Source organism: Microbacterium sp. NPDC055903, assembly GCF_053615555.1.
The window spans coordinates 669,048-686,442 of sequence record NZ_JBSHCA010000001.1 but is presented as its reverse complement, the minus strand read 5'-3'; the positions used below and the strand labels follow the sequence as shown (position 1 = coordinate 686,442).

At 70.3% G+C, this 17,395-nt stretch carries 15 protein-coding genes; 4 read left to right on the top strand and 11 right to left on the bottom strand.

All coding sequences use genetic code 11. The features are described 5' to 3' along the window. The first annotated feature begins 45 nt into the window (after positions 1-45). Both ACWGJP_RS03150 and ACWGJP_RS03145 read left to right on the top strand, forming a co-directional pair. Positions 46-1,026 carry a substrate-binding domain-containing protein gene (locus ACWGJP_RS03150; RefSeq protein WP_452328294.1) on the top strand — a complete coding sequence of 327 codons (981 nt, stop codon included), beginning with the start codon at positions 46-48 and terminating at the stop codon, positions 1,024-1,026. 115 nt (positions 1,027-1,141) lie between these two features. Beyond that, a complete protein-coding gene (locus tag ACWGJP_RS03145) occupies positions 1,142-2,434 on the top strand; it encodes an HNH endonuclease signature motif containing protein (RefSeq protein WP_452328293.1) in 1,293 nt (430 codons plus the stop codon). 108 nt (positions 2,435-2,542) lie between these two features. Here ACWGJP_RS03145 and ACWGJP_RS03140 read toward each other — a convergent pair whose 3' ends face one another. Next, positions 2,543-4,267 carry a hypothetical protein gene (locus tag ACWGJP_RS03140; protein WP_452328292.1) on the bottom strand — a complete coding sequence of 575 codons (1,725 nt, stop codon included), beginning with the start codon at positions 4,265-4,267 and terminating at the stop codon, positions 2,543-2,545. Positions 4,268-4,339: 72 nt separating this feature from the next. Between ACWGJP_RS03140 and ACWGJP_RS03135 the strand changes: the two genes are divergently transcribed. Next, positions 4,340-5,584 carry a D-arabinono-1,4-lactone oxidase gene (locus ACWGJP_RS03135; protein ID WP_452328291.1) on the top strand — a complete coding sequence of 415 codons (1,245 nt, stop codon included), beginning with the start codon at positions 4,340-4,342 and terminating at the stop codon, positions 5,582-5,584. Between the two features lie 3 nt (positions 5,585-5,587). On the opposite strand, the gene ACWGJP_RS03130 is transcribed toward ACWGJP_RS03135, so the two are convergent. From ACWGJP_RS03130 to ACWGJP_RS03085, 10 genes are all read right to left on the bottom strand, one after another. Next, entirely contained in the window at positions 5,588-7,606 is a 2,019-nt protein-coding gene (locus ACWGJP_RS03130) for an alpha-L-rhamnosidase-related protein (protein ID WP_452328290.1), read from the bottom strand. Further along, positions 7,603-8,703, bottom strand: a complete 1,101-nt coding sequence (locus tag ACWGJP_RS03125; RefSeq protein ID WP_452328289.1) for a LacI family DNA-binding transcriptional regulator — start codon at positions 8,701-8,703, stop codon at positions 7,603-7,605. The genes ACWGJP_RS03130 and ACWGJP_RS03125 overlap by 4 nt, the downstream gene beginning before the upstream one ends. Before the next feature lie 38 nt (positions 8,704-8,741). Next, positions 8,742-9,497: an SDR family NAD(P)-dependent oxidoreductase gene (locus tag ACWGJP_RS03120; protein WP_452328288.1), complete on the bottom strand. Its 756-nt coding sequence runs from the start codon at positions 9,495-9,497 to the stop codon at positions 8,742-8,744. A 2-nt stretch (positions 9,498-9,499) separates the two neighbouring features. Beyond that, entirely contained in the window at positions 9,500-10,372 is an 873-nt protein-coding gene (locus tag ACWGJP_RS03115; protein WP_452328287.1) for a phosphogluconate dehydrogenase C-terminal domain-containing protein, read from the bottom strand. Continuing rightward, entirely contained in the window at positions 10,369-11,163 is a 795-nt protein-coding gene (locus ACWGJP_RS03110; RefSeq protein WP_452328286.1) for a TIM barrel protein, read from the bottom strand. The genes ACWGJP_RS03115 and ACWGJP_RS03110 overlap by 4 nt, the downstream gene beginning before the upstream one ends. Further along, positions 11,160-11,996: a triose-phosphate isomerase family protein gene (locus tag ACWGJP_RS03105; protein ID WP_452328285.1), complete on the bottom strand. Its 837-nt coding sequence runs from the start codon at positions 11,994-11,996 to the stop codon at positions 11,160-11,162. The genes ACWGJP_RS03110 and ACWGJP_RS03105 overlap by 4 nt, the downstream gene beginning before the upstream one ends. Beyond that, positions 11,996-12,466 (bottom strand): ribose-5-phosphate isomerase, encoded by a 471-nt coding sequence (locus ACWGJP_RS03100; protein WP_452328284.1) that lies wholly within the window; start codon positions 12,464-12,466, stop codon positions 11,996-11,998. The genes ACWGJP_RS03105 and ACWGJP_RS03100 overlap by 1 nt, the downstream gene beginning before the upstream one ends. Beyond that, the gene (locus tag ACWGJP_RS03095) at positions 12,463-14,202 is read right to left on the bottom strand and encodes a dihydroxyacetone kinase family protein (protein ID WP_452328283.1); all 1,740 of its coding nucleotides are present in this window, start codon (positions 14,200-14,202) and stop codon (positions 12,463-12,465) included. The genes ACWGJP_RS03100 and ACWGJP_RS03095 overlap by 4 nt, the downstream gene beginning before the upstream one ends. Next, positions 14,199-15,545, bottom strand: coding sequence for an MFS transporter (locus ACWGJP_RS03090; protein WP_452328282.1), 1,347 nt, complete (start codon positions 15,543-15,545; stop codon positions 14,199-14,201). The genes ACWGJP_RS03095 and ACWGJP_RS03090 overlap by 4 nt, the downstream gene beginning before the upstream one ends. A gap of 100 nt (positions 15,546-15,645) precedes the next feature. Further along, positions 15,646-16,533 carry an SMP-30/gluconolactonase/LRE family protein gene (locus tag ACWGJP_RS03085; RefSeq protein WP_452328281.1) on the bottom strand — a complete coding sequence of 296 codons (888 nt, stop codon included), beginning with the start codon at positions 16,531-16,533 and terminating at the stop codon, positions 15,646-15,648. Between the two features lie 114 nt (positions 16,534-16,647). Here ACWGJP_RS03085 and ACWGJP_RS03080 point away from each other — a divergent pair, with 114 nt between their 5' ends. Continuing rightward, entirely contained in the window at positions 16,648-17,388 is a 741-nt protein-coding gene (locus ACWGJP_RS03080) for a FadR/GntR family transcriptional regulator (protein WP_452328280.1), read from the top strand. The last annotated feature ends 7 nt before the right edge of the window (positions 17,389-17,395 follow it).

Genomic DNA, 17,395 nt, shown 5'->3' with positions numbered 1-17,395 from the left:
CCGCTGCAACGTCCGCAGCACCCACAGCACGATCGAAGGAGAATCATGCGACGCAGTATCCTCGCCGCGGCAGCGGCACTGACCCTCGTCCTCGGGCTCGCCGCGTGCAGCTCGGGCGGCGACGCCCCGGCCGAGGGCGGCGACGGTGGATCCGGTGAGGCCGGCGGCCTCATCGCGATCATCACCCCCTCGCACGACAACCCGTTCTTCAAGGCCGAGGCAGACGCGGCGCAGGCCGAGGCCGAGTCGCTCGGCTACGAGACCTCCGTCGCCTCGCACGACGACGACCCGAACAAGCAGAGCGAGCTCATCGATGCGGCGATCAGCAACGACGCCGTCGCGATCGTGCTCGACAACGCGGGGGCCGATGCCTCCATCGGTCCGATCCAGAAGGCGAAGGATGCCGGCATTCCGGTGTTCCTCATCGACCGCGAGATCAACGAGACCGGCGTCGCGGCCGCGCAGATCGTCGCGAACAACGCGCAGGGCGCCGCGGCGGTCGCCGAGGAGTGGGTCGCGGCCCTTCCCGACGGCGGCAAGTACATCGAGCTGACGGGCAAGGAGTCCGACACGAACGCCGGCGTGCGTTCCGAGGCCTTCGCGAGCGTCATCTCGCAGTATCCGAACCTCGTCCAGGTGGCCAAGGAGACGGCCAACTGGAGCCAGGACGAGGCCTTCACGAAGATCGAGACGCTGCTGCAGCGCGACCCCGACATCCAGGGGATCATCGCGGGCAACGACACCATGGCGCTCGGCGCGGTCGCCGCGGTCGAGGCCGCGGGCCTCACCGGCAAGGTCGTCATCGCCGGTTTCGACGGCAGCCCGGATGCCGTCGAGGCGATCAAGGCCGGCACGCTGCTGGCCACCGGTCTGCAGCCCGCCGTGCTGATCTCGCAGCTGGCCGTGCAGCAGGCGGACAGCTTCATCACCACCGGTGAGACCGGCGCGGATGAGAAGCAGTCCATCGACTGCATCGTCATCAACGCCGCGAACGCCGAGAGCTACACGCTGTTCGCCGTGGAGTGACCCGGAGGGGCTGAAGCGGGGGTCGTCCGAGAGGGCGGCCCCCGCCTTCGTATATCGAACATAAGTGCGATGGTAGCACTTGCGCAGATTAGAAGTGATGTTCTAAACTGGGCGCATGGAACCCGGGTACAGCAGCACCGAACCTCGACGGCTCGCCGTCGAGGAGGAGATCGCCGTGCTGCTCGCCGATGCGGAGTGCACGCAGGTCGATGCGCATCGTCAGGCGGCGTGGCAGGCGGAGCGGATGCTCCGCGTCGTCCAGTGCGCACGGCGCCATCCCGAGCTCTACGTCGACGGGGCGGCAGACGCCGAGTCGATCGCCTTCGCGGAACGCGCTGCGGTCTTCGACCTCGCCCTGCGGATGAACCTCTCCGAGGATCATGTCCGGCACACGGTGCACGTCGCGGAGGTGGCGACGACACGGCTTCCTGAACTGTGGTCGAGGGCGCGGACGGGCTTCGCTTCCCCGTATCTCGTGCAGCGCACGGTCGGAGCGCTGCATCGTGTGCAGGCGCCGGTGGGAGCTTCGCCGGAGGAGCACGCGCGCGAGACGGCCGCCGTCGAGGCGATCGATCTCGCCGCGGCGGTGTGGTCGGAGACCAGCGCCCCGGCGACGTTCAATAGAAGACTGAAGGCATTGGTCGACCGTCTCGCTCCTTTGGCACCCGAGAAGGCGCATGCGGCAGCGATGCGGGATCGGCGGGTGGCGGTGGAGGATGTCGACGGCGGCATGTCGTGGTTCTCGATCCTGCTCCCGACGCCGCAGGCGCATGCAGCCTTCCGCCGCGCGACGGCGACGGCGAAGAAGATGCCATCCCTCGAGCGCTGCGGGCGCACGCGTGATCAGCTCCGTTCCGATCTGGCCGCGGGTTGGCTTCTCGGAGCAGGGACAGCGCAGGCCGTGAAGACCAAGGTCGTCGTCACGGTGCCCGTGCAACTGCTCGCGGCGGTTCGTGACGGGGCCACGATCGACGAGTGCGCGGCCGCCGCGATCAGGGATGAGCGGGCAGAGGTCGTCGGCCTCGGCGCGATCGACCCGGTCACCGCGCGGCAGCTCTTCCTCGACGCGAGCTCTTTCCGCAGGGTCATCACCGACCCGGTTCGTGGAGTGGTGCTCGACATGGATCGCCGAACATATCGGCCGACGAAGGTGCAGCGCGACTGGATCATTCTGCAACACGGCACGTGCGCCAGGGACGGATGCGAGCGGCTCGCTGTCGACGCCGACATCGACCATCGCACCCCGTGGGCGAACGGCGGAACCACGGACATCGCGAATCTGGCCCCGCTGTGTCCACGGGATCACCGACACAATCACCGTACGAGGGCACGTTATCGATCAAGACCCGATCGCACCGTTCAGGTGACGACGCCGACTGGGTTCGACACCACGCCCGCCCCGTTCTGAGAGGCCATGGGTGCCCGCGATCACGGGCGATGGGTCGCGTCCTGCAACGCCCTCCAGTCGCCCGCAGCGCAGGTGCGATGTGCTGCGTCGCATAAGGCGTGCTGCGTCTTACAACCTCGCCCATCCGCCCGCGGCGAGCTCACGTTCGACCGTCTTTCCTCCGACGACCTGGACGCTGACGCGGCGCGCAACCCGGTCGAGGTTCGCCGCGAGCACGACATCGCCGTCCGGGCGTCGGGCTCCGACCGCCCACACGAGCCCATCCGGGCTCCCACCCGTCAGCAGGGTCCCGCCTTCGAGCGCGGCGAGCGCCGCGATGGCCTCTGCCGCCGGCGTGCCCTCGACCCCCCGCGGGCCGACCGTCTCGAACCAGCTCGACGACGCGACGCCTGGTACGGCGAGGGCCGCCGCACTCGCGACCACCCAGGCTGCCAACTCCTCGGCGGTCTGCCGCGGATCCGACGAACCCGTGAACTCCGCGCCGTATCCTTCGGCGAGATCCTCCCGCGTCGGCGCGGGCTCCGCCGTCGTCGCCACATTGTTGAATCGCGGTCGCAGCGAAACCGGCCCGATGTGCACCGGTGCGCCGTTCGCGATCCGCACGGACTGCTCGGCGATGAGGCGCTGCATCGCGACCGCCTCGACGAGCTGTTCCGTGTCGAGGGTGTGGAACAGCGGCGTCGTATTCACCGCGATCCCGTCGACGTCTCGCGCGAGGCGGTCCTGCTCCCGGTTCAGCTCGGTGAAGTGCGAACGCGCACCGCCCATCACCGGAACGTCGAGACCGGTCTCCGCGAGTGCAGCCCGCAGCGCGGCGACCGTGGACTCCAGCGCGACGTGCTCCACCGCATCGAACGGAGCGACGCGCAGCACCGGGTACGCGGAGAGCGCTCGCACCGCAGCAGCGATCCCCTCGGCGTCGCCGTCCGTCACCAGCCGCACATCGAGCGGCAGGCCGTCAGCGGCAGCCCGCCCGAGAGCGGCGGGCCACGTGGGTGTGGCCAGATCCAGCTCCACCACACGGAATCCGCCGGCATCCGACCCGGCTACGGGATCGGGCGCGGTCGATGCCTCGACCCCGATGGCGGGGAACGCGCCGCCTTCGACGAGCGCGATCACCGGAACGGACGCCGGGTCGTGGACGGTGTCCTTGCCCGTCGCGCCCGCCGGGACGGAAGCGAGGCCCTCGACCCTGATCGTGATGCTCTGCCGCACGCGCTCTCCCGCCGTGAGCGGATAGGGATACGGCAGCCCGAGCGGCCGGCTGTACGTCTTGAAGGAGGCATCCGTCCAGTTGCGCTGATCCTCCATCTCGAAGACATCGCCGTCGAAGGCCAGCACGGGGCCGTCGTCGACCCGCAGCTCGCGGATGTCCATGATCGGCTGATGCGGGCTGATCGCCGAAGGGAACGCCGTCCGCTCCTCCGACCCGTCCGGATGCAGCACCGTCGCCCCTGACGCTGCGGAGGAGGCAGGGTGCAACAGGACCAACCCCGTGCGGCAGGTGTCGAAGGCGGGGCCGTTCACGGCATCCCACGAGATCGTGAGCGCCGACGCATCTGCACGCACAGTCAGCCGAGAGGAGATGTCCGCTCCGAGCCCTTCGTGGCGAAGCTCCAGCTCCAGCGTCTCGTCGCCGCCGGAGGTCGAGAGCACCCGCACCGGCACGGTCAGCCAGCCATGATCGCGGACGGCTGCGCGGACGGCGCGGACCAGCATCCGTCCGCCGTATCCGATCTCCGCGAGCTCATCACCGCGGAGCTCCAGACGCCACCCGTTCGCGCTCCATGTCGTGGCGTCCGTGCGCCACCAGGAATTCGTCCTCGAAACCACCCTCCGAGCGTAACCGGTTGACCAATCGACCGGTAGTCTCGACCGAGGACACATCGATCGGAAAGGGCCGCGATGACAGGCAACTGGGCCGGGACGTACGACTACCGGGCACCGAAGCACGTGACGGTCTCCACGGAGGCAGAGGTGCAGGAGGCGCTCGCCGGAACAGGGCCTGTGCACGCCCTCGGCACCAGGCACTCCTTCACAGACCTCCCCGACACCAGCGGCACGCTCATCGAGATGGCCGGCCTCGACGCCCCCGCGATCATCGACGCCGAGGACCGCACCGTCCGCATCACCGCAGGCACGCGCTACGGCGTCCTCGCCGCCCAGCTGCACGACGCGGGCTGGGCGCTGCACAACACCGGCTCCCTGCCGCACATCTCGGTCGGCGGCGCCACCTCGACGGGTACGCACGGATCCGGCGACCGCAACGGCGTGCTCACCACCGCCGTGCGCGCCGTGCGCTTTGTGGATGCCGCGGGTGAGGTCCGCGAACTCCGCCGCGGCGACGCGGACTTCCCCGCTGTCGCCGTCGGCGTCGGTGCCTTCGGCATCCTCACCGAACTCACCCTCGACATCCAGCCCACCTACCTCGTCCGCCAGGACCTCTACGCGGGGGTGTCCTGGGACGCGCTGCTGAACGACATCGACGCGGTCACCACCGCAGGGGACAGCGTCTCCGTGTTCACCCGCTGGGGCGAGGACCTCGGCTGGGTGTGGGTCAAGCGCCGGGCGACCGAGGGCGCATCGGCCGTGCCGACGGAGCTGCTGGGCGGACGCCTCTCCGACAGCGGCGTCTCACCGCTCGGCCTCGGCGACAACGTCACCGAGATCGGAACCGCAGGTCCCTGGTACCAGCGCCTCCCGCACTTCCGCGCCGACGCAGAGCCCTCGCGCGGTGACGAGATCCAGTCGGAGTACTTCGTCGACCGCGTGGATGCTGCGGCAGCCCTTCGCGCCGTGCGCGAGGTCATGGCGCCCTTCACCGAGCACCTCATCTGGACCGAGCTGCGCACGGCGGCGTCGGACGAGCTGTGGCTGAGCGGCGCGTACCAGCGGGATGCCTTCATCATCCACTTCACCTGGGAGAACCACCCCGACGAGGTCACCGAGGCTCTCCGCGTGATCGAGCCGGTGCTCGCCCCCTTCGCAGCCCGTCCGCACTGGGGCAAGCGGCACCTGCTGGAGCGGGCGGACCTCGAGCGGGTGCACCCGCGCCTCGCCGAGGCCCGCGCGGTCTTCGAGCGCCTCGACCCTGCGGGCCGGTTCGTCAACGAGCACCTCGTGCGGGTGGGGCTGCGCGAAGCGCGCTGACCGTCAGAGCACGTTCCAGCCGGCATCCGAGCCGTGCACGCTGACCGGCCCGAGGAATCGGGCGGTCGGCGTCGTCAGCGTGGTGCGAGCCGGTACGTCGACCTGGACGCCCGTGCCATCGGCGTGCACGACGATGTCTCCGTATGGCGTGGGGACGACGGCCGAGGCCCACGCGATCGTGCCCAGTGACGGGGAGACGGTGAACGATCGCCAGCCGTCCTCCTGCGGGCGGATGCCGAGCACGAGCTCGGGCAGCAGCGCCGCAGGGCCGGCCGACCAGCCGTGCGCGAGGGACTTGCCGAACGGCCGGCCGTACATCTCCCAGGGCGAGCCCTCGTCGCCGAACTCCTCCCAGCACGTCTGGGCGCCGTGGGCGAGCATCGTTCCCCACCGCGCGCGGATCGTCTCCACGGCGTGTGCGCTCTCGCCGAGCAGTCCCAGGGCCTGCAGCGCGAAGCTCTGCATGAACGGCGTGCCGGAGGTCGGCGTGCGCAGCAGCTCCCGGAGGGCATCCTCGTCCGCGCCGTCGAGGCCCGCGAGCACCGCGAGGAAGTTTGGGTACTCCGAGCCAGCGCCGTCGCCGTCGAGATAGGTGCGCCAGCGCCCGTTCGCGCTGTCGAGGGCGTGAGCACGCAGAGTCCGCGCGGTCGCCTGTGCACGATCATCCCAGTGCCGCGCCCGGGGGTGGCCGATCGCGCCGAGCAGCTCCGCCGCTGTGTGCTGTGCCCAGAACCACAGCACCTGGAGTGCGGTCGGCGTGCGCGCCGGGTCCACCGTCACGTTCCAGTCGATGAAGACGCCCGTCGGGCCTGCGGGGCCGAAGGCGTCGGGCGCGGGCGAGGGCCGCAAGACGCCTTCGGCATCCGCCTCGACGTCCAACCGCGCCATGAAGGCATCCAGCCAGTCCGCCTCCCGCCGGAGCTGAGCGTCATCGGCGAAGTACCGCTGCTGGAACCGGTGCGCGATCACCCACCACAGCGAATAGTCCACGATGCCGTTGATGTGGCCGTCGCGGGGACGCCCGAGAGCGGTCAGCGTGTCCCGCACGATCTCGGCATCCGCCCAGCTGTAGGCGTTCGCACCCACGCTGAGGGCCTGGTCTCCGATCCACGGCATCCGGTCGCGCTTGATCCCGTCGACCATCAGGCGCTGCATGCACAGCCGCAGCGTCAGAGCGCTCATGGACCAGATCCGGTTCAGCGTCGCGTCGCTGCTCGTGAACGCCCCGCGCAGCTCAGCAGGCCGCAGCGCGGCTTCCAGCCGCACCGCCGTCGGCTCCTCGCCGTCGATGCGGAGCCAGCGGACCGCCAGCTCGTGGACGGAGGCCCACACACCGGGCGCGCGCTCGATCAGCTCGTGCGAGCTCTCGTGCTCGCCATCGGACCGTGCTTCCTCGCGGGACTCCCCGGATCGGATGGTCGGTGCGGCATCCGTCTCGACGACGACGCGGCCCAGCAGCGGAACGGGCGACGCCCACAGGTCGTCATCACGTTCCAGCGCGACGACGACACCGGGCTCGTGCTCGAGGTGCGGTGCGTGCCGCCTCGATCGACGCGGATGCGCCGGGCGCCAGCGATCGCCGTCGGCGCAGAACTCCCACGCGACACCGTCTCCGGCATCGTCGCTGACGGCGGCGGGGACTCCTTCTCCCGTCCGCACCTCGACCTCCAGCAGCCCGCCTCCGTCGCCGGCGTCGAGGGAGAGGGCATCCCCCGACGTCCGAAGCGCGTGACCGTCCAGCCATGCGGAGATCGGTCCGGTCGCGCGCACCGTCAGCGCACCGCGCCCGATGCCGCGGCGGAAGCGTCCGCCCTGCGCTGCGCGGCCCGTGTTCTCGGCGTAGTCCACCCATCGGTTCGCGGCGAACCCCTCTGCCACGATGCGCTGCAGCGTCGCCAGCTCGAACTGGTCGTCCGGATACCACCACAGCGCACCGCGCGCGAGGTCGCCAGGGGCGTGCTCGATCGCAGGAAGACCTGCACGGGCGCGGATCTCATCTGCGGTGCGGGGCGGTCGGGTCATGTCGGGCGCGCCTCGGAGAAGCCCACCGTGCTCTGGCGCGGCGTGAACGGGACGGGGACGACGACGCGCTCGTGCACGTGCCCCGGCTGCGCCTCCGCCTCGAGCAGACGGATCGCCTGGGCACCCATCTCGTAGCCCGGAAGCTCGATCGAGGTCAGCGTGATCCAGTCGAGCCCGGCATCGCGATGGTCACCGTCTAGCCCGACGACGGCGACGTCCTCTGGCACGCGCAGCGCGGTGCTCGTGCGCAAGGTCCGAAGCACCCCGGCGGCGAGATCGTCGGAGAGGGCGAGCACGGCGATCCGCTCGCCCGCGGCCTGCGGGATGATCGTGGCCGCTGCCGCCTGCCCGGCTGCGGAATCGAGTCCGGCGGCATCGACGTCGATCAGGTCGATGCCGCGCCTCGCCGCCTCCTCGTGCGCGCCGCGGCGGCGCTCGATGACGGGCTGCACGATGTCGGGGATCGAGACGAAGAAGGCGCGGCGGATGCCGAGATCGGCGATGTGCGCGACGGCGGATCTGCCGACCTGCGCGTTGTCCATGAGGACGGTGCACCAGTCGGCACCCGGCACGTCGTAGTTGATCACGACGATCGGGCGCACGTGGTTGCGGATCCGCTCGATGCCGGCGGTGGGGTCGCGCATCGACGCGACGAGCACTCCGTCGGTCCTCGCCTCGGCGAAGTACTCGAGGTAGGAGTCCTGCAGATCGTGCTGCATGACCCCGGAGGCCAGATCATGTGCGTTGAACAGGCTGTTGGCCATCACGAGGCGCTGGCCGTTCGCCGAAGCGGTGGCTTGGGCGCCCCTGGCGACACGGACGAAGAGCTCGTTGACGAGGTCGGGCGTGACGAGGCCCAGGCTGTCGGAGCGATTGCGGATCAGCGTGCGACCGGCCGAGCTGCGGATGTAGCCGAGGCTGTCGATCGCCTCCTGGACCCGCTGCAGGGTGTCCTCCGCCAGCCGCTGCGGATTGTTCAGGGCGTTCGAGACCGTCCCGACCGAGACGCCGGCCTCGCGTGCGACGGCGTTGATGTTCGGATTGGCCCGCCGTGTCGTCCTCGACACCTGCACCCCCTCGGCGGCATACGTTTTCACGCAATCCTACGGGGGTGCAGGCGTCGATCGGCGCAGGCTCAGAGCGAGGTCATCCCGCCGTCGACCTGGAAGGTCGCTCCCGTCGCGAACGAGCCGTCGTCGCTGGCGAGATAGACCATGATCCCCGCCACGTCGGCGGGCGTTCCAGCGCGGCCGATCGGGATGCGGCTGACGATCGCGGCCCTGGACTCCGGGTCCTCGCTGATCGCGGCGACGAGCGGCGTCTCGGTGTACGCCGGCTGCACGGTGTTCACCCGGATGCCGCGGTCGGCATACGCCGCGGCGACCGTGCGGCCGAGACCGTGGATGCCGGCCTTCGTCGCGCTGTACGCGGTGAAGTCCTTGCCCTCGCCGTTGACCCCGGTGGGGCTGCCGGTGAGGATGATGGATCCGCCGCCGGTCGCCAGCATCGAGCGCACGGCGTGCTTGACCGTCAGGAACGTGCCGGTGAGGTTGATGTCGACCGTGCGGCGCCAGACATCGAGGTCGAGGTCGGCGGCCTGAGCATCCTGGCCGAACAGCTGCACGCCGGCGTTGGCGACGACGACGTCCGGCGCCCAGCCGTCGGCGGCGACCTCGGCGAAGCCGCTCGCCACGGCGTCCTCGTCCGAGATGTCCATGGTCAGTGCGCGAGCGTTCGCCCCGATCTCGGCTGCGGCGGCGGACGCGCCCTCACCGTTGCGATCGGCGAGGATCACCCGGGCGCCCTCGCGGGCGAAGCGCTGGGCGACGGCAAGGCCGATGCCCAGCGCCGCACCCGTGACGAGCGCGGTCTTCCCTTCGAGCTGCCCCATGATCAGCGCTCGATGTGATCGAGGTGGAGCATCTTGGCGAGGTTGCGGTCCAGCTCGTCGTCCCGGAAGATCTTCTTCCAATCCTCCTTGATGATGCTGTCGCGGCCGTACTGCATGGCGATGAGGCAGGCGTCGGAGAACGGGTTGTCTCCGCGCAGGCCGTTGGCCAGCGCGACCTGAGTGTGGCCGTAGAGGATGCTGCGCGCGGCGGCCTCCGGGACGCCCATGGTGTTCACGGTCTCCTGCAGAGCCTCGTTGAGGAGGTCGCCGATCATGCAGGCGACGGTCTCGACGAGCGTGGGCTCGAGCTGGGCGAGCTGCTTGATCGTCACCCAGTGCACGTCGATGACGGGGGCGTAGATCGCGCGCACGGTGGCCTCGACGATGGCCTTCTTGGCCTCGTCGTCGGACTCGATGGCGGCGATGGCGTCCTGGGGCGCGGCGATGCCGCCGAAGGTGTCCGCCCACTGCTCCGGCGTCTCGCGCTGCAGGAAGATCGACGGGTGGCAGGGGTGCGCGACGGCCTGGATGACGTCCTCGCGAGTGGTGAGGAGCCCGGCGTATGCGGCGGCGGGGTCGAGCGTGAGCACGATCGCCCCCGACTTCAGCTGGGGGACGAGGTCGGCGGTGACCGGGCCCAGAGCGAGGTCGGGCACCGCGAGCACCACGATGTCGGCGTCGGCGACGGCGACGGACGCCTCGGTGAGCTCGCGGCCGGCGTCGATCGTGCGCTGCTGGCCCGCGGGCGAGTTCTCCACGTACCAGACGGTGTGGTCGGTCTTCACGAGGTTGTTGGACACGCGCATGCCCATCTTTCCGCCGGCGCCGACGACGGCGATCTTGTAGGGTGCTGAGCTTGTCGAAGTGTCGCTCATGATGTGCTCCTCAGGTGTTCCAGGGTGATGCGGGTCCATTCCCGCTCGGTTCGGATGGTGGTCTCTGCGTCGTCCTGCCAGCTCAGCCAGTGCTCGACGATCTCGTTGATGCCGCGCTCGCTCGGACGGACGGTCGCGCGCAGGTGGGCGTAGTCGTGCAGCCCGGCACCCATGGGCGCGCCGCCGTAGGTGAAGCCGACCCAGCCCGGCTGGCGCGCGAACGCGAAGTCCTTGACGTGCACGTTCTTCGTCGCTGCCGCCGTCAGCTCGACGCAGGCCTTCGGGTTCTCCAGCTGCGCGACGACGTTCGCTGGGTCGAGGCAGATGCCGAGGCGGTCGCTGCCCACGCGATCGACAACGCCGAGCAGCTCGGCGGTCGGGACCTGCTCGTACGTCTCCAGCGCGAGCGTCACGCCGGCGGATTCGTAGGCGCGGATGCTGCTGCGCAGCCACGTCTCCGCCTCGGCGAGGCTGGGGCGGGAGTCGGGGCCGTAGAGCATGCTGCGCACCAGGCCGGCGCCGAACACCTCGGCGAGTCGCAGGTAGCGGCTGAGGTGCTCAGGCACGATGCCCTTGGTGCCCAGCTCGATGGTGAGGCCGAGGTCACGGGCAGCGGCTGCTGCATCGCGCAGCTGGCCGTCGGTCATCGCGTCGAGGGGCGCGTAGTCGCAGATCTGGAACAGCTCGACGTCCTGGGCGCGGGTGTCCTCGAACGCGCCGATGAGGCTGAGCGGCTCCGGCACGCGGTCGGAGTGCTGCCAGAAGTACGCGTACGTGCCGAGGCCGATCATGAGGCGTCTTCCTCGGCGGGCTGCGCTTCGACAGGCTCAGCGAGCGGGGGAGTCCCCTGGTGAGTTCCCTGAGCCTGTCGAAGGGCAACCGAAGCCGCCTCGTCGATGACGCTCATCAGCGCATCGGGGTCGTGCGCGAAGCGCCCGAGGAAGACCCCGTCGACGGCATCTCCCAGCGCGGTCAGCAGCCCGGGTCCGGCTGCGCCGCCGTAGATCACGCGGGAGCCCGTCCGCGCAGGGTCCGCGTCGAGCGCCGCCCGCAGCGCGGCGGCCACGACCCTGATGTGCGCGTGGCCGGCGGGCTCCGGTGCGCCGATCGCCCAGACCGGCTCGTAGGCGACGATCACGGCGCCGGCGGGAGCGCCGGTGAGCGCCGCGGCCAACTGGGCGACGGCGACGACGGCAGCCGCCTGCGGATCCTGCTGCTCCGTCTCGCCGATGCAGAGCAGGGGAGTGAGGCCGGCATCCAGCGCCTGCCGTGTCTTCGCCGCCACGACCTCATCGGTCTCGCCGTACAGCCGTCGGCGCTCCGCGTGGCCGATCTCCGCGATGGACGCGCCGACCTCGGCGAGCTCGGCGGCGGAGACCTCGCCGGTGAAGGCGCCGGATGCCTCCGCGGCGACATCCTGTCCGCCGATCCGCACGGGAGTGCCATCGAACGCCGCCACCGCGGGCAGCACCTGCAGGAAGGTCGGCGTGACGAACACCTCGACCTCCCCGCGGGACACGGCATCGTGGGCGCGGACGCGCTCGGCGACCTCGGCGAACCAGGATCGCGCGCGGTCATGCCCGAAGTACATCTTCAGGCTCACGCCGACGAGGGGAACGGTCATCAGCAGCTTCCGGTGCTCTCGTACTGCTCGAGGACGGCGACCTTCTCGGCGGAGGCGCTGGTCGGGTCGAAGCGATAGGTCAGCCACTCGCGGACGTTGCGCCGCGCGAGCTCGATGCCGACGACGCGCTGTCCCATGCAGAGGATCTGCGCGTCGTTGGAGAGGATCGAGCGCTCGACGGAGAAGGAGTCGTGCGCCGTCACCGCGCGGATGCCCTGGACCTTGTTGGCGCTGATGGCGACGCCGAGGCCCGTGCCGCAGATGAGGATCGCGCGGTCGGCCTCGCCGCGGGCGACGCGCTCGGCAGCCTCGATCGCCACCTTCGGGTAGGGGGTGTGGCCGTCGGCGTCCACTCCCACATCGACCACGGAGGCGACCTGAGGGTTCTGCTCGAGATCCTTCTTGATGATCTCCTTGTAGTCGAAGCCGGCGTCGTCGCAGCCGATGACGAGGCGGAGCGGTTCGGTCATGAGTGGGTGTCCTTTCGAGCGCGCGCGGCGAGCAGCTCGCCGATGCGGGTGGCGATGAGCGCGAGCGAGATCGCGCCGGGGTCGGGGGTTCCGATGGCGTGCTCGCCGTGGGTGCGTGCACGGCCCATCCGCGGCAGGAGGTCGGCCGTCGCGTCGGCGGCCCTGCTCGCGGCGGCGGCCGCGCTGCTCCACGCGTCGGCGAGCGGCGCGCCGCCGTCGGCGGCGGTGGCGAACTCGGCGGAGAACGGCACGAGTGCGTCGACGAGGGTCTTGTCTCCGACTTCGGCCTTGCCGTAGGCCTGCACGCCGCGCGCGCCGTCCGCGACGCCTGCGGCGACGGCCGAGGCATCCGGGCGTCCGCTGTCGCCGAGCCGTGCGGCGACGGCGTTCAGGATGACGCCCCACAGCGCGCCGGAGGTGCCGCCGGCCTTGTCGGCCCAGGCGTCCGCGGCACGGGCGAGCACGGTCTGCGCTCCGGCGCCGGCCTCGGCGGCAGAGATCCCCGCCGCGAGTGCCGCATGCGAGCCGCGCTGCATGCCGATCCCGTGATCGCCGTCGCCGGCGATGGCGTCGATGCGGCCCAGCTCCTCGACGTTCTCGTCGATGGTGTCGACGATGACCTGGAGCGCGGCGCGGACGGTCTGGGCGACCTCCTGGGAGACGTCATCACCCTGAGCGATGACGTCCTCGGCGACGGCGAAGTCGACGGCATCCGCCTGCGCCGCTGCCACGACGGATCCCCTCCGATAGGCGGGGGCGTCGACCGGGGTCTCCCACAGGCGCTCGAGCTCCTCATCCAGCCAGAACAGGGTCAGCGAGGTGCCGGCCATGTCGAACGAGGTGCAGTACTCGCCCACGTGCGGGTCGACGATCACCAGGCCGGCATCCTCGAGGAGCTGTGCGATGCGCCGGTAGACGACGAACATCTCCTCGTACTTCAGGGAGCCGAGGCCGTTCAGGATCGGGATCACGCGCGCACCGGCGACCTCGACGCCGTCCGGCACCTCGCCGAGGAGCTTCTCGACGAGGAGGGCGGCGAGTTCGTCCGCGGTGGGGATGTCGGTCTCCTCGATGCCTTGCTCGCCGTGGATGCCGAGGCCGATCGCCATCCGGCCGGCCGGCACCGTGAAGAGCGGCGCGGGGGCGCCCGGCAGCGTGCAGCCGGTGAAGGCGACGCCGATCGAGCGCGTCCGGTCGTTGGCTCGGCCGGCGACTTCGGCGACCGCGGCGAGGTCGTACCCCGCCTCCGCTGCCGCCGCGGCGGTGCGGAACACGGTGAGATCTCCGGCGATGCCGCGGCGTTTGTGCTTCTCCGCGAGCGGTGCGCTGAAGACGTCGTCCGTCACGGCCACCGTCGCCGCCTCGATGCCCTCGGCGCGGAGCCTGTCCTGCGCGGCGTCGAAGTTGAGCACGTCACCGGCGTAGTTGCCGTAGCTGAAGAACACGCCGGCCCCACGGTCGGCCGCGGTGGCGACGGCGTGGATCTGCTGCGTTGACGGGGAGGCGAAGAGATTCCCCATCGCCGCGCCATGCGCGAGCCCCTGGCCGACGAGGCCGCCGAACGCGGGGTAGTGGCCGGATCCTCCGCCGATCACGACGGCCACCTGGCCGGTGGGCACCACGGTCGAGCGCACGACGCCGCCGGGAACCCGGCGCACCGAGCGCGCGTTGGCGGCGACGAAGCCGTCGATCATCTCATCGGCGAAGTCGGCCGGGTCGTTCCACAGACGCGTCATCGGCTCGTCTCCGTGGCCTCGGCGCCCGCATCCGCGTTCCTGCTCTGCCGGGAGAGCACGATCATCAGCACGGCGCTGAGCAGCATGAACCCGCCCACGATGAACATCGGCACCTCGTAGCCGCCGGTCCAGTCGTGCACGGCGCCGGTGATGTACGGGGCGCTGAAGCCTGCGAGGTTCCCGACGGTGTTGATGAGCGCGACACCGGCCGCGGCTGCGACGCCGGTGAGGAACTGCGTCGGCAGGGTCCAGAAGTTCGGCAGTGCGGCGAAGATCGCGCACGCGGTCACGGTGATCACCGCGATCGTGGCGGCGGGAGAGCCTGCGAACAGCGCCAACGGGATCGAGATCGCACCGGCGACGGCCGGAACGGCGATGTGCCACGTCTTCAGGCCGCGCTTTCCGGCATCCCTCGACCAGAGGTACATGACGATGGCCGCAGGCAGGTACGGGATGGCGGTGATGAGACCCTTCTGGAAGACGTCGTAGGTGACGCCCGACTGCTCCTGGAAGCCCTCGATGATCGTGGGGAGGAAGAACGCGAGGGCGTAGAGGCCGTAGATGAAGCCGAAGTAGATGAACGACAGCAGCCACACGCGTCCGCTTGCGAAGGCGAAGCGGATCGAGACGTGCTTCTGCCCGGCCTCCGTGTTCTTGCGCTCGGCGTCGAGGGCGCCGGTGAGCCAGGTCTGCTCCTCCGCGGAGAGCCACTTCGCCTCGGACGGCTTGTCCTTGAGGTAGAACCAGGCGATGACGCCGACGACGATCGCCGGCACGGAGACGCCGAGGAACATCACGCGCCAGCCTTCGAGGCCGAACAGACCGTGCTGCTGGATGAGGGCACCGGCCAGCGGAGCGCCGATGACGGTCGTCAGCGGCTGGGCCAGGTAGAAGAGCATGAGGATGCGTCCGCGGTACTGCGCGGGGACCCAGAGGCTGAGGAACAGGATCGCGCCGGGGAAGAAGCCTGCCTCGGCGACGCCGAGCAGGAACCGCAGCACGACGAGCTGCTCGTAGTTCTGCACCCAGGTGAACAGCAGCGCGACGATGCCCCAGGACACCATGATGCGCGCGAGCCAGCGGCGGGCGCCGAACTTGTGCAGCGCCAGGTTCGAGGGCACCTCGAGGATGATGTAGCCGATGAAGAAGACGCCCGAGGCGAAGCCGTACTGGGCCGCGGTGAGTGCGAGGTCATCGTTCATGCCGTTGGGGGAGGCGAAGCTCACGGCGGTGCGGTCGAGGTAGTTGATGAAGAACATCAGCGCCACGAACGGCACGAGGCGGATGGAGATCTTCCTGATCGCGGATTTCGCGACCGGGCTCGCGGTCTGGGGGCTGTCCACAGTGACTCCTGTATCGGCGGTGATGGGCAAGACGCTGCGACCATTTTGGCAAACCGGTTGACCAATTGCAAGCGCCTCTCCTCGAGAGCGAAGCGAAAGGTCAGGTGCCCACGGTCATGCGTATCCGGTAGAGGCTGGTCGTGGCCGCGATGTAGAGGTCCGTCCCGTCTGCTCCGCCGAAGCAGAGGTTCGCGACGACCTCGGGGACGTGGATCGCGCCGACGCGCGAGCCGTCCGGATCGAAGACGACGACTCCGATGCCGCTCGACGACCAGACCCTCCCGCGAGCATCGATCCGGATGCCGTCCGGCACACCCTCGCCCGCACCGAGCCGTGCGAAGACGCGCCCATTCTTGCAACGTCCGCCGTCCTGCACGTCGTAGACGCGGATGTCCTGCAGAGGGGACGAGTCGGCGACGTAGAGCAGCGAGCCGTCGGGGGAGAACGCCAGCCCGTTCGGCTGCTCGACGTCCATGATCGCCGGCGTCGTACGGCCCGTGCGGGGGTCGTGACGGAAGACGTAGTGATCGCCGTACTCGCGCTCGCCGGGGTGGCCCTCGCGTGCTTCGGTGATGCCGTACGCCGGGTCGGTGAACCAGATCGCGCCGTCCCCGGCGACGACGATGTCGTTGGGCGAATTCAGGCGCACGCCGTTCCAGCCGTCGACGACGTTCTCCACGACGCCGTCCCTGTCGCGCTCCACCCTGCGCCGGCCGTGCGAGCACTGCAGCACGCTGCCGTCGGCGTCGAGCGTGCGCCCGTTCGTGAACTCCACTCCGGAGGCGTAGACGGCGGTCTCGCCCGAGGCGGGGTCGTATTCGCGGATGCAGTCGTTCGGGATGTCGCTGAACCGCACGCGCCCGCGGTCGGAGATCCACAGCGGGCCCTCGATCCAGACGGATCCGGTGTGCACTTGTTCCAGACGTGCGTCGGCGGGGATGAGCCCCGCGTCGATGAGGGCGGCCGATGCGCCGTCGGGTTCTGCCATGCTCTCGTTCGTAGTCGAACCGGGTGCGCTCTGGCAAGCATCGGGCCGGGATCCGCCGAAAACCGGTTGACCAAAATGATGCGCACGGGGCGGGTCGCCCGATAGGTTTGCTGCATGCCCGCGTTTCCCGGTGATCCCGTCGACGACATCACCGCCGCGCTCGGTGCGCTGCCGTCTGGCACGCCGGTCTCCGAGGTCGCGCGGCGGCTGCTCGATCTCTTCACCGGTGGCTCGATCGCACCGGGCACCCGACTCCCTCCCGAGCGGCAGCTGGCGACGACGCTCGGCGTCGGGCGCTCCGCGGTGCGCGAGGCGCTCGCCGCGCTGGAGATCCTCGGGATCGTCGACGTGCGACCGGGCTCCGGAACGTACCTGCGAGGGGCAGCGAGCGAGCTGCTGCCGCAGACGCTGCGCTGGGGACTGCTGATCGGCGAGCGCAACACCGCGCAGCTGCTGGAGCTGCGCGAAGGGCTGGAGATCTTCGTCGCGCGCCTTGCGGCCGTCAGAGCGGATGAGCGGATCCTGGCGCGGCTCGAGAAGGACGTCGCCCGCATGCGCGAGACCATCCAGACCGATCTCGGTGCCTTCGCCAAGGCAGACCTCGACTTCCACCATGCGCTCGCCGAGGCGGCCGGGAACGCCACGCTCACAGATCACCTGCACGTGATCCGCTCGCTCCTGCAGGTCTACGCGGACCGCGCCGTGCACACCAGCGAGCACGCCGAGCGCGCGCTCGCCGAGCACGAGGCGGTGCTGCGCGGCGTCTCCGACGGCGACGGGGATGCTGCGGCATCCGCGATGGCCGTGCACATGGCCACGGCCACGGCGCGTCTCCTCGCCGAGCGCGCCACCTGACCCCGAC